General features: G+C 51.9%; 8 protein-coding genes, 1 tRNA gene, 2 rRNA genes and 1 pseudogene. 5 read left to right on the top strand and 7 right to left on the bottom strand.

What is annotated here, in order from left to right; genetic code table 11:
* Positions 1–8 precede the first annotated feature (8 nt).
* Positions 9–1,544, top strand: a complete 1,536-nt coding sequence (gene emrB / locus KP22_RS19895) for a multidrug efflux MFS transporter permease subunit EmrB (RefSeq protein WP_039308453.1) — start codon at positions 9–11, stop codon at positions 1,542–1,544.
* Between the two features lie 51 nt (positions 1,545–1,595).
* On the opposite strand, the gene KP22_RS19900 is transcribed toward emrB, so the two are convergent.
* The 3 genes from KP22_RS19900 to KP22_RS19910 all read right to left on the bottom strand — a co-directional run bounded on the left by KP22_RS19900 (position 1,596) and on the right by KP22_RS19910 (position 4,610).
* A complete protein-coding gene (locus KP22_RS19900; protein ID WP_039308458.1) occupies positions 1,596–2,807 on the bottom strand; it encodes an acyl-CoA dehydrogenase family protein in 1,212 nt (403 codons plus the stop codon).
* A gap of 144 nt (positions 2,808–2,951) precedes the next feature.
* Positions 2,952–3,392, bottom strand: a complete 441-nt coding sequence (locus KP22_RS19905; protein ID WP_039325985.1) for a DUF3574 domain-containing protein — start codon at positions 3,390–3,392, stop codon at positions 2,952–2,954.
* 66 nt (positions 3,393–3,458) lie between these two features.
* Positions 3,459–4,610, bottom strand: a complete 1,152-nt coding sequence (locus KP22_RS19910) for a tRNA/rRNA methyltransferase (protein WP_039325987.1) — start codon at positions 4,608–4,610, stop codon at positions 3,459–3,461.
* Positions 4,611–4,859: 249 nt separating this feature from the next.
* Between KP22_RS19910 and trxC the strand changes: the two genes are divergently transcribed.
* The 4 genes from trxC to pssA all read left to right on the top strand — a co-directional run bounded on the left by trxC (position 4,860) and on the right by pssA (position 10,411).
* On the top strand, positions 4,860–5,279 hold the full coding sequence (trxC, locus tag KP22_RS19915) for a thioredoxin TrxC (RefSeq protein WP_039325989.1): 420 nt from the start codon (positions 4,860–4,862) through the stop codon (positions 5,277–5,279).
* Between the two features lie 181 nt (positions 5,280–5,460).
* Entirely contained in the window at positions 5,461–6,177 is a 717-nt protein-coding gene (locus tag KP22_RS19920; protein ID WP_039325993.1) for a tRNA-uridine aminocarboxypropyltransferase, read from the top strand.
* A 32-nt stretch (positions 6,178–6,209) separates the two neighbouring features.
* The gene (locus KP22_RS19925) at positions 6,210–8,858 is read left to right on the top strand and encodes a bifunctional acetate--CoA ligase family protein/GNAT family N-acetyltransferase (RefSeq protein WP_039308470.1); all 2,649 of its coding nucleotides are present in this window, start codon (positions 6,210–6,212) and stop codon (positions 8,856–8,858) included.
* Between the two features lie 197 nt (positions 8,859–9,055).
* Complete coding sequence (gene pssA / locus KP22_RS19930) at positions 9,056–10,411, top strand: CDP-diacylglycerol--serine O-phosphatidyltransferase (RefSeq protein ID WP_039325991.1); 1,356 nt, start codon at positions 9,056–9,058, stop codon at positions 10,409–10,411.
* A gap of 108 nt (positions 10,412–10,519) precedes the next feature.
* Here pssA and KP22_RS19935 read toward each other — a convergent pair.
* The 4 genes and pseudogenes from KP22_RS19935 to rrf (KP22_RS19950) form a co-directional block, all read right to left on the bottom strand.
* Positions 10,520–11,800, bottom strand: a pseudogene (locus KP22_RS19935) (MFS family transporter).
* A gap of 307 nt (positions 11,801–12,107) precedes the next feature.
* A 5S ribosomal RNA gene (gene rrf, locus KP22_RS19940) occupies positions 12,108–12,223 on the bottom strand.
* Positions 12,224–12,259: 36 nt separating this feature from the next.
* Positions 12,260–12,335, bottom strand: a tRNA-Thr gene (locus tag KP22_RS19945).
* An 18-nt stretch (positions 12,336–12,353) separates the two neighbouring features.
* Positions 12,354–12,469 (bottom strand): 5S ribosomal RNA (gene rrf, locus KP22_RS19950).
* Between the last annotated feature and the right edge of the window lie 6 nt (positions 12,470–12,475).

Raw genomic sequence — 12,475 nt, forward strand, 5'->3', positions numbered from 1 at the left:
AGAGAAACGTGCAGAGAAAACCGCTTAAAGGCGCGAGTCTGGCCTGGATGACCGTTGCTCTGTCGCTGGCAACGTTTATGCAGGTACTGGACTCCACCATCGCCAACGTCGCTATTCCGACCATCGCCGGTAATCTGGGTGCGTCCAACTCACAGGGAACGTGGGTCATCACCTCGTTCGGCGTCGCTAACGCCATCTCTATTCCTATCACCGGCTGGCTGGCAAAACGGTTCGGTGAAGTCCGCCTTTTCCTATGGTCAACGGCACTCTTTGCGCTGACCTCCTGGCTGTGTGGTGTGTCCACCAGCCTGGAAATGCTGATTTTCGCCCGCGTCTTGCAGGGGATTGTCGCCGGACCGCTGATCCCGCTGTCACAGAGTTTGTTGTTAAGTAATTATCCCCCGGCAAAACGCAGCATCGCTCTGGCACTGTGGTCAATGACCGTGGTCGTCGCGCCGATCTGTGGCCCCATTCTCGGCGGCTGGATTAGCGACAACTATCACTGGGGGTGGATATTCTTCATCAACGTTCCGCTGGGCATCGCCGTGGTGTTTATTGCCTTGCAAACGCTGCGCGGGCGAGAAACCAAAACGGAGATCAAGCCGATCGATACCATCGGGCTGGCGTTGTTGGTCGTCGGTATCGGTAGCCTTCAGATGATGCTCGACCGCGGCAAAGAGCTGGACTGGTTTAACTCGACGGAAATCATCACCCTAACAGTGGTGGCAGTGATTGCAATCGCGTTCCTGATTGTCTGGGAACTCACGGACGACCATCCGGTGGTGGATTTGTCCCTCTTTAAGTCGCGCAACTTTACCATTGGCTGCCTGTGTATCAGCCTCGCCTATATGTTCTACTTTGGAGCGATCGTGCTCTTGCCGCAGCTGTTGCAGGAGGTGTACGGCTATACCGCCACCTGGGCAGGGCTGGCATCCGCGCCAGTTGGGTTGATGCCCGTGCTGCTGTCGCCGATCATTGGTCGATTTGCACCGCATCTGGATATGCGCAAGCTGGTGACGTTCAGCTTTATTATGTACGCGGTCTGCTTTTACTGGCGGGCGTACACCTTTGAGCCGGGCATGGATTTCGGCGCATCGGCCTGGCCGCAGTTTGTACAGGGGTTTGCCGTCGCCTGCTTCTTCATGCCGCTGACGACCATCACACTGTCGGGTCTTCCGCCTGAACGTTTGGCGGCAGCATCAAGCCTGTCGAACTTTGCCCGAACGCTAGCAGGTTCAATCGGGACGTCGCTGACCACCACACTCTGGACACAGCGCGAATCGCTACACCATGCGCACCTGACGGAATCTATCACGCCGTATAATCCAATAGCGCAGGAAACGTACCAGCAGCTTCAGGCAATGGGGATGAGCCAAACGCAGGCCTCGGCTTACATCGCAGAGCAGATTACCGCACAGGGACTGATTATCTCCGCCAACGAGATCTTCTGGGCCGCGGCGGGCGTCTTTCTGGTGCTGCTGGTGCTGGTCTGGTTCGCTAAACCGCCCTTTACCACTGGCAGTGGAGGCGGAGGCGCGCATTAAAACCAATAGGGAGCCTGACACTAATTCAGTTCAGGCTCCCACATACGGCACTCAAACGTAAAGGCGAGGTTCGGGATAATGGCCGGTCAGAAACCATAGCCCGACATTTCTTACCTTGTATTCTGTAGGGTTATGTAGCGTATGGACACGAACATTACGCCAGAAGCGATCGAAGCCGTGACTCCGCGTAGCCGAACGGGCTCCCATCACTTCAAATATGGCAGACGTTGCCTCCAGAGCGACCTTTCCAGCAAAAACGTTGGCGGATGCAATAACTCTGGCCTGTTCACCGCGGCGGGTAAAACTCAGTACTTCTCCCTGACGCCAAAGGTCATCTAGTGCGCGATCTGCCTTTTCCACCAGCAGGGAGGCTGCTTCCGTTTGCGTCCACAGTTCGCCGTAAACACGCTGCACCCACGGATCCTGATAATGAGCCTCAAAACCAGAATCAACCCACGGGCGACTCTGCGTCATGGTATAGTGACGTGCCGCTTCAAGTGCGCCCAATGCCGATCCAATAAATACACTGGATAGTACGCTTTGGCTCATTTGCGGTAGCAGCGTCGCCATCGCCAGATCTTTTGTCGTGCTCATCTCTACCCGTTCTTCAGGAAAAATAAGCACATCGTGAAAACGCACGGAACCGCTACCCGTTTGCGTCTGCCCAAAGCCGTCCCAGTCCCCCACAATCTCAACACCCGAGCGATCGGCTGGGATTACCGCATAATGCCGTTTCCCGCTTTCACGATCGTCCCAACCAATATACAGCCTATCGGCAACGTGTGAGCCGCTGGAAAAGGGACGAAACCCATTGAGCACATACCCGCCATCCTGCGTTTCCCCCATTAACGTCGGGGATAATGAACTGACAGCATTCCCCCAGATCCAGTCATTTTCCGCCGTAGATCGTTGCAATTGTTCATTGAGTTCGGTGTTCCCCCCCAGATGCGGCAAGTTCATCACCAGACTGTGGTAACCAAATAGGTGTGCTATGGAACCATCCACCTTCGCGAATTCACGGGTGATCCCCAACACCGTTGACCACGAGTGCCCATAGCCGCCCCATGCTGTCGGGATCATCGTTTTAAGCAACCCACTGTGCTTTAACATCGCTATTTGTTGCGTAGGCGTACCGCCTTGACGATCACGTTCAGGTGCATCAACCGACAAACAAGCCGCTAACTGTTTAGCTACGGTCAATAACTCGTCAGCAGCAGGTTTTTTTGTTTTAACCGCTGGCCATTCGCTCTTCAGTATTGTCATCCACTTATCCTCTGTGTGTGCCGATATCACTCTTGCTTTCCTTGACTACCTTGTAATCATCAGCAAATTTGTCTTGTTGTGCAAGATTGCTGTAACCGAGGTTTACCGTTTGCAACAATAGCGGGACGAGGACATAACAGATAATCAGAAAGCGACACAGACAGGGGCATCAATCCGCATGACGGATTCCTGCGCGAAACGTGATTTGTAGATGGTACGCAGCGCTTCGATATCGCGCTCTTTATCAGCGCCATGAATCAACATCAGCGCCTTGCTGTTCTCTCGGGCAACCAGTCCATTGTTCCCCAGCCACTGTCCTTTGGCATCAAACACCGTCAACCCTTCTTTAAAGCGTGGCGTCACCTCACCGTCCAGAAATGCTTTCCACTCGGCGTCAGAAATCACCGGGCCAGCAGGACGATTCAAACCAAAATACAGCGTGGTCTGTACCTGCTTATCACCTTTCTGGCACGCATCTGCAACGGGTGAAACGTCAACAGCGGTAGATGAGCGCGAAAGCGAGTTGCAACCGCTTGCCAGCAACGCGCCCAACAGTAACGATACCGCGATAACTTTCTGCTTCATCAATCGTTCTCTCATCCATGGTGTGCCTTCTCAGAGGGGGGCCCCCCTGAGAATTGACACGTGATATCAGGCTTGATTCTGTCGCCACCACTCGGACAGCAAAATGCCCGTTGCGACCGAAATATTCAGACTTTCAACTTTACCGGTACCGCCGATAGAGACTTTTACATCACCCTGTTGCCAGGCGCTATCAGACAGACCATCGCCCTCCTGGCCCAGCACGATCACGGTTTTCGCCGGAAGCGTCGCTTGCGACAATGCCGTACCTTTATGGCTGGAGGTGGTCACGATGGTATAGCCTGCGTTACGGAACTCCGCCAGCACAGACAGGAAATCGTCAGCGTTAATCGCTTTAACGTGTTCCGCGCCGCCTTCTGCCGTGCGTACCGCAGCACCGGACTCCAGCAGCGCCGCATCCTGAACCAAGACACCTTTCACGCCGAAATGTGCACAGCTACGCATAATGCCGCCGAGATTGTGCGGATTACCCACATCTTCCAGCGCCAATACACAGTCATTCTCATCAGCCGTTTTCAGGTATTCACGCACATCCAGTCCCTGACGCTTTTTAATCAGGAAACAAACACCGCCGTGGTGTTCGGTGCCGGAAGCCTTAATCAGCTCATCTTCTTCCACAACGTGGTAGGCCTTGCGGTTTGCCGCCATCCAGCGCAGTGCATCGCGGAAACGCGGCGTCACTTCTTGCAGGAACCAGGCACGAACAATCACCTCTGAGCGGTTTTTAAACAGCGCCTGACAGGCGTTCTCGCCGTAGACTCGTGTTTCTTCCTGACGCTGGCGACGCAGTTGCTCAGGATCGATCTGGCTCTTGCCAGTAATACCGCCGTGATCCGGCGTATCGCTCTCGCTTGGCCCGCGAGACACGGTTTTCCACGGTGATTCATAACCACCAGCGTCTTCACCACGCGGGCGACGAGGCTTGTCGCTGCTGCGTTCGTTACGATCTTTATTGCCCCACGGCGTTTTCGCACTGCTATCACCCTCGCGGGACGGATTTTCACGCGCATAACGCGGGTTAACATCACGCGGATGCTTTGGTTTCTCACGCTGATCGCGAGAGCCACCACCATCACGTCGATCGCCACGACGATCTTTATCAGCAGGACGCTTGTTTTTATTGTCTTTCTCGCCCTCATCATCACTGCGGACGTACATCACACGGACTTTGCCGCTTTTACTATTGAATGAATCGCTCATTGTTTTCTCCACCTACGCGCTGGGCGCGAAGATTACCTTATGTACACCCGCTTAGCCACACGCTTGTGGTAAAAGAGCGCTAACAGTCAGAAGCTATTGTAGCTATTGAGCAAACCACGTTGTTGCCATAATGTCTCCCCACCATAATTTATTCACGCTTTAGCACCGTGTCGTTGACCTTCCAATGCCGCATTGCGCGCATTTTATCAGCGATACCTCTATTTTAGCCCTTTTATCTGAGGCTCTGTTATGAATACGGTATGTGGATCTTGCCAAACAACCAATCGCCTGCCAGAAGAGCGTGTTGATGACCATGCAAAATGTGGCCGCTGCGGAGAAACCTTATTCAGCGGTGACGTTACCAATGCCACGGAAGCGACGCTCGATAAACTGTTACAGGACGATCTTCCCATCGTGATCGATTTCTGGGCTCCCTGGTGCGGTCCCTGCGTCAACTTCGCCCCAGTATTTGAAAACGTCGCACAGGAGCGCAGCGGGAAAATCCGCTTTATTAAAGTCAATACCGAAGCCGAGCCGTCACTCAGCGCCCGTTTCCGTATCCGCAGTATTCCAACGTTAATGATCTTCAAACAGGGCCAGATGGTCGACATCCTCAACGGGGCACTACCAAAAGCACAATTTGAAAGCTGGCTGGATGAATCGCTGTAGAGAAACACGGTAGAAATGTGGGGCATTATTGCCCCGCCTCTTTTGGTCACCCCGTCTGTCGATTAGAATGTTGTCTTTCTGAACTGGCTTCACAAAAATGAAAAGAAGCGGGTTCGTTGCAGAATCTCATGGCGTCACTAATTTCATGATCAACCGCCCATCCACGGCAAACCATGCTTTCATCGGAAACAATGCCGTACTCCGCCTGCGCCAACAACGTCTTGAGCAGTCAACCAAACCATTTCGCGCACGCGGCTGCCGCGTAGTACGCTGCCAGCAGTGTTTATTACCCGCAACCAACTGCCTGTGTCACACCATTGAGCCACAGCAATCCCGCAGCCGCGTCTGTCTGGTGATGTTTGATACCGAGCCGTTAAAACCCAGTAATACCGGACGCCTCATCGCTGATATTCTACCCGACACACAGGCATTTCGCTGGTCACGCACCGAGCCCGATCCCCAGTTGCTTGCGACTCTTCAAGACCCAGATTTTCAGCCGTATCTCGTCTTCCTTGCCGATGCCGCTGAAGAAGGGCGTCAGGTGTTTCAACGGCTTCCCGCATCAGAAAAGCCCGCGCTGTTTGTCTTGCTCGATGGCACCTGGCCGGAAGCGCGTAAAATGTTCCGTAAAAGCCCTTATCTGGACAATCTGCCGATCCTGTCGCTGAATGTAGAGACGCTGTCTCGCTATCAACTACGTGAAGCAAGCAGCGCAGGACAGCACTGCACCGCCGAGATTGCCATCGCCCTGCTCGCACAGGCGGGGGATATTGTCGCGGCCGACGCGCTATCACAGCATTTTGATCGTTTCCGCCGACACTATCTGGCGGGGAAACCACACCATAGTTTGCAGGAAAGTTTACCCATCGTCACAGCACAACCCGTAGAAAGCGTTTAGTATCAAAGGGGATTGATGTGAAGGAGTGACGCATGAGCCAGCGCGGATTGGAAGCACTGTTACGCCCTAAGTCTATCGCCGTTCTCGGCGCGTCAGAAAAACCGGGACGAGCCGGTTTTCTGATGATGAAAAACCTGTTGGACGGCCATTTCAGCGGCCCCGTGCTACCTGTCACGCCAAAATATCGTGCCGTTTGCGGCGTGCTGGCCTACCCCACTGTCGCCAGCCTGCCCATGACGCCCGACCTTGCCGTGATCTGTACCAATTCCAGCCGTAATCTAACACTGTTAGAGGAACTGGGACAGAAAGGCTGCAAAACCGTCATCATCCTCTCCGCACCGCCGACCCAGTTCAGCGAATTAAAAGCCTGCGCTATGCGCTACCATATGCGTCTGCTTGGCCCCAACAGCCTCGGGCTGCTCGCGCCCTGGCAAGGCCTGAATGCCAGCTTCTCCCCCGTTCCGATTATGAAAGGAAAACTGGCATTTATTTCTCAGTCAGCCGCCGTTTCCAACACCATACTGGACTGGGCACAGCAGCGTGGCATCGGCTTTTCCTATTTTATCGCTTTGGGCGACAGCCTGGATATCGATGTCGACGATCTGTTAGATTTCTTGGCTCGCGATGGCAAAACCAGTGCGATTTTGCTGCATCTGGAACACATCAGCGATGCGCGCCGTTTCCTTTCCGCTTCCCGTAGCGCCTCCCGAAATAAACCGATACTGGTGATAAAAAGCGGGCGTAGCCAGCAGGCACAGCAGTTGCTGAATGACCATCGCCACGGTCTGGATGCCGCCTACGACGCAGCCATTCAACGCGCAGGCTTACTGCGGGTGCGGGACACACATGAGCTTTTTTCCGCAGTGGAAACCTTAAGCCACCTACGGCCGCTGCGTGGTGAACGCTTGATGCTGGTGAGCAATGGCGCATCGCCCGCCGCACAGGCGCTGGATCAGCTCCTCAGCCGACAAGGCAAGCTCGCACAGATCAGCGATACGACCCGACAAGCGCTACAGGAAGTGCTGCCGCAAACCGTCGCTATCGGTAATCCACTCGATCTACGTGATGACGCGACCGCGGCCCGCTATCTGGCGGCAGTCTCTGTGTTGCTCGATAGCGATGAAATCGATGCACTCTTAATTATTCATGCGCCCAGCGCTGCCGCCCCTAGTACTGATTGTGCCGCGCAGTTGATTACACTCTTTCAGCAACATCCGCGTGGGAAAAGAATTGCGCTGCTGACCAACTGGTGCGGTGAGTTTTCCTCTCAGGAAGCGCGGCGCTTGTTTAACGACGCAGGCATTCCGACCTATCGCACGCCGGAAGGCGTGGTGACAGCATTTATGCATATCGTCGAATATCGACGTAATCAAAAACAGCTCAAGGAAACGCCGGCACTCCCTCTGAATTTAGGCATCAATGCCAGCCAGGCACATGCGCTGATCCATCAGGCGCTATCAGATGGCGTGACTCAGCTCGACACGCATGAAGTCCAGCCGATTTTGCAAGCCTATGGTTTGAATACGTTACCCACCTGGATTGCTGGCGACAGTGCCGAAGCCGTTCACATCGCTGAGCAAATTGGCTATCCGGTCGCGATTAAGCTGAGATCGCCAGATATCCCGCATAAATCGGAAGTTCAAGGGGTCATGCTATATCTGCAAACCGCCAGAGAAGTCCAGCAGGCGGCAGATGCGATTCTTGACCGGGTGAAACGCACCTATCCGCAGGCACGCATTTACGGCCTGTTAGTACAGAGCATGGCAAATCGTGCAGGTGCGCAGGAGCTCAGGATTGCCGTTGAACAGGATCCCGTTTTCGGTCCGCTGATTATGCTGGGAGAAGGCGGCGTTGAGTGGCGAGAAAAGCAGGCTGCTGTCGCACTGCCTCCGCTGAATATGACACTCGCTCGCTATTTAGTACTGCAAGCAGTGAAAGGCGGTAAGATTCGAGAATACAGCGCACTGCATCCGCTGGATATTCCCGCGCTCAGCCGCTTGCTGGTTCAGGTTTCCAACCTGATTCTCGACTGCCCTGAAATTTCCCGGCTAGACATACATCCTCTACTTGCGTCCGGAGATACATTTACATTGCTCGATGTCACGCTGCATCTGACGCCGTTCAGTGGCGATCCGCAGTCAAGGCTGGCAATCCGCCCTTATCCACATGAGCTGGAAGAAACGGTTATCCTCAAAAATAGCGATACCTGCCTGTTCCGGCCGATTTTACCGGAAGATGAACCGCTGCTCAGTTCGTTCATCGCAAGAGTGACGAAAGAAGATCTGTATTACCGTTATTTCAGCGAAATTAATGAATTTACTCACGAAGACTTAGCCAATATGACACAAATTGACTACGATCGTGAGATGGCATTCGTTGCCGTGCGCCAGCGTGGTAAAGAAACGGAAATTATTGGCGTGACGCGCGCAATTTCCGATCCTGATAATACCGATGCGGAATTTGCCGTGCTGGTGCGATCCGATCTAAAAGGGCTGGGCCTTGGCAGACGACTGTTGGAAAAGCTGATTGATTACGCTCGGACGCATGGTCTCTCCCGCTTGACTGGCATCACCATGCCGCATAACCAAGGCATGATTCAACTGTCCAAAAAGCTCGGTTTTCACCTCGATGTCCAATTAGAAGAGGGGATTGTGACGCTGGAATTGCTGCTGAAAGACTGATCGCAGGATGTGACATGGCTCTTGCAACAGCAATGGTGATGACAGCCGACGGCAAAACAGGCTCACAACGGCTGGAAAGTAATGGTACTATCGCCTATTCGGCTACTCCTTAACTTTTGATAATGACCAGAAGGTCATATACCCTAGTGCAGCTTTACGTATGGGGTATAAACTGATGAGAGAAGAAACGCACTGTGATGCTGTCAAATTTTAAACGCAATAAATACCAACAGCACCTTGCACAACTGCCCAGAATTCCTCAGAACGCAGATGATGTTCAGACGTTGCATTCGCCGGAGCTTTTCCGCACGACGCTAACTAACGCCATTCTACATGCTAAGAAGCGCATCTATATCGTGGCCTTATATCTTGAGCGTGATGATGGTGGCATGGGAATTCTATCCGCAATTTATGAAACCAAACGGCAGTGCCCAGAACTGGATGTTCGCATTCTGGTAGACTGGCATCGTGCCCAGCGTGGTAGGATCGGTGCAGCCGCAGAAAATACCAATGCCGACTGGTATTGCGATATGGCGAAAAAGCACCCAGACACGCATTTCCCTATCTATGGTATTCCCGTCAACACACGTGAAGCATTGGGCGTGCTGCACCTGAAAGGATTCGTTGTCGATGACACGGTCATCTACAGCGGGGCCAGCCTGAATGATGTTTATCTGCATCAGCACCAGAAATACCGTTATGACCGCTATCAGCTGATTCATAACCCGGTATTGGCCGATACGATGGTGCAGTATATCCAGACCATGCTGTCTGCTCCGGCAGTGCAACGGTTGGATCATACCGATCGTCCAAAGAGTCTGGAAATCAAAAATGATATCAAGCAATTCCGTCAAACGTTGCGTACCGCCAGTTATCAGGCACCGGCACACAGCGCAGACCCCAATGAATTAACCGTCACGCCGCTGGTTGGGTTAGGAAAACAAAGCCCACTAAATAAGACCATACATCACCTGATGTATTGTGCTGATGAACATGTGGTCATCTGTACTCCCTATTTCAATCTGCCCGCACTGCTGGTCAGAAATATCATCCGACTGTTACGAGACGGCAAAAAAGTAGAAATTATTATCGGTGATAAGACCGCGAACGATTTCTATATTCCAGAAGATCAGCCCTTCAAGATCATCGGCGCATTACCGTATCTCTACGAGATCAACCTGCGCCGTTTCCTCAGTCGCCTGGAGCGCTACATTGAGAACCAGCAGCTTGTTGTAAGGCTATGGAAAGATGGCGATAACAGTTTCCACCTAAAAGGTATGTGGGTGGATGATAAGTGGCAACTGCTGACGGGAAATAACCTTAACCCACGCGCATGGCGTTTGGATCTGGAAAACGCAATCCTGATTCACGATCCTCAGCAGGTTTTATTGCAGCAACGTCTGGATGAACTGGATACGATCAGAACCCACACCCACGTAGTAAAAAGCTACAGGGAGCTGGAGAGCATCGCGCAATATCCCGTGAAAGTCCGCAAGCTCATACGACGTTTGCGCCGTATTCGTATCGATCGGCTCATCAGTCGTATTCTCTAAAACCCGTGATCTGCTTTAAAAAAACCTCGGAAGCCGAGGTTTTTTATTGTCATTTGGGAACCTGGCCGGTGCAACTACCGGCTAGGAGTTATGGCAGCGGTCGGAAAGCTAAAGCTTCATTCCCTTGCCTCTGCGATGCAGCGTTAATGACACAATAAACGCAATCGCTCCCATCGCTGATACGTATCAGAAAAAAGCTGTTTCCATACCAAAAGATTTCAGCGAAAGCGCAACATATTCAGCAGATCCACCGAACAACGCATTAGCAACCGCATAAGATAAGCCCACGCCTAACGCACGGACTTCGGGCGGAAACATTTCTGCCTTTAAAATACCGCTGATAGATGTGTAGAAGCTGACAATAATCAGAGAAAGCATCACTAAAGAGAAAGCAAGAACAGGGCTCGTTACACTCTGTAGAACCGTTAAAATAGGAACCGTCAGTAATGCTGCGAGTCCGCCGAAACAGAGCATTGAACTACGGCGGCCAATCTTATCCGACATCGCACCAAAGAAAGGTTGCAGTAACATAAAGATAAACAGTGCGAGGGTCATTAGTCCGCTAGCGGTTTTCGCGTGCATTCCTGCCGTATTCACCAAATATTTTTGCATGTAAGTAGTGAACGTATAAAAAGCTAAAGACCCCCCTGCCGTGAAACCCAGCACGGTAATAAAAGCGCGGCGATGTTTCCACAAGCCAGTAAGAGAGCCGGCATCTTTGTGTCCACGCGTTGTTTTATCAGATGTTTCATTCAGCGAACGACGCAAATAAAGCGCCACAATCGCCAGCACAGCGCCGAGAGCAAAAGGAATACGCCATCCCCACGCCCGCAAATCTTCATCACTCAGAATCTGCTGTAATATCACGACGACCAACAGCGCAAGCAACTGACCACCAATCAACGTGACATATTGGAAAGAGGCATAGAATCCCTTTCTGCCCTCGACGGCAACTTCACTCATATACGTTGCACTGGTACCGTATTCTCCACCAACAGAAAGCCCCTGAAATAAACGGGCTAATAACAGTAAAAAGGGTGCCCAAGTACCAATGCTTTCATATCCTGGTAAGCATGCAATAACCAGAGATCCAAAACACATCATGCAAACCGAAATTAGCATTGAATTTTTACGACCATGCTTGTCAGCAATGTAACCGAAAAGCCAACCGCCTATCGGTCTCATTAAAAAGCCTGCTGCAAAAACCCCTGCGGTTTGTAGTAATTGAGTGGTGGTATTTCCCGAAGGGAAAAAGATATGGGCAAAATAGATTGAGCAAAAGGAATAAACATAAAAATCAAACCACTCAACCAAATTACCCGATGAAGCGCCAACTATAGCCCGGATACGCTGGCGCGTATCTTTCGCATTTTCCGTTAGATCAGTCATCCTATTTTATTCTCCTGTTTTTCCGAGCATAAAACGATGCCCACTATAGTAAAGCAGTACTTAAACCCAGAGGCAAAAAGTTCCTGATTGTAATAATTTATTAATGCAACAGCGCAACCCAGCGCCTTTAATTATCCTTAATTGAAGAATGGATAAATAAAATGGTAACAAAAAATGCGTTATTATTAGGTGAATTAATAAGAAGGTAAGCAGAAACTTTTATTCGGATAGAAGAGAAGATCTAACAATCTGAAATCGGAATAAATAAAAGGCCATCCTGTAAGGATGGCCTTTTATTTTAATTGAAACCTGGCAGTTCCCTACTCTCACATGGGGAGACCCCACACTACCATCGGCGCTACGGCGTTTCACTGCTGAGTTCGGCATGGGGTCAGGTGGGACCACCGCGCTATCGCCGCCAGGTAAATTCTTTTTAAGCCGAACATTAACCCAAATCACTGGTGCTGATACCCAGAGTCGAACTGGGGACCTCACCCTTACCAAGGGTGCGCTCTACCAACTGAGCCATATCAGCGCACCTGTATAAATTGATGCCTGGCAGTTCCCTACTCTCACATGGGGAGACCCCACACTACCATCGGCGCTACGGCGTTTCACTGCTGAGTTCGGCATGGGGTCAGGTGGGACCACCGCGCTATCGCCGCCAGGCAAATT

Origin of the sequence: Pectobacterium betavasculorum, assembly GCF_000749845.1 — a bacterium.
GTDB lineage: Bacteria > Pseudomonadota > Gammaproteobacteria > Enterobacterales > Enterobacteriaceae > Pectobacterium > Pectobacterium betavasculorum.

Coding starts and splice junctions, on each gene's coding strand:
- KP22_RS19900 (WP_039308458.1), bottom strand. CDS start 2,807: ATGACAATACTGAAGAGCGAATGGCCAGCGGTTAAAACAAAAAAACCT.
- KP22_RS19905 (WP_039325985.1), bottom strand. CDS start 3,392: ATGAAGCAGAAAGTTATCGCGGTATCGTTACTGTTGGGCGCGTTGCTG.
- KP22_RS19910 (WP_039325987.1), bottom strand. CDS start 4,610: ATGAGCGATTCATTCAATAGTAAAAGCGGCAAAGTCCGTGTGATGTAC.
- trxC (WP_039325989.1), top strand. CDS start 4,860: ATGAATACGGTATGTGGATCTTGCCAAACAACCAATCGCCTGCCAGAA.
- KP22_RS19925 (WP_039308470.1), top strand. CDS start 6,210: ATGAGCCAGCGCGGATTGGAAGCACTGTTACGCCCTAAGTCTATCGCC.
- pssA (WP_039325991.1), top strand. CDS start 9,056: ATGCTGTCAAATTTTAAACGCAATAAATACCAACAGCACCTTGCACAA.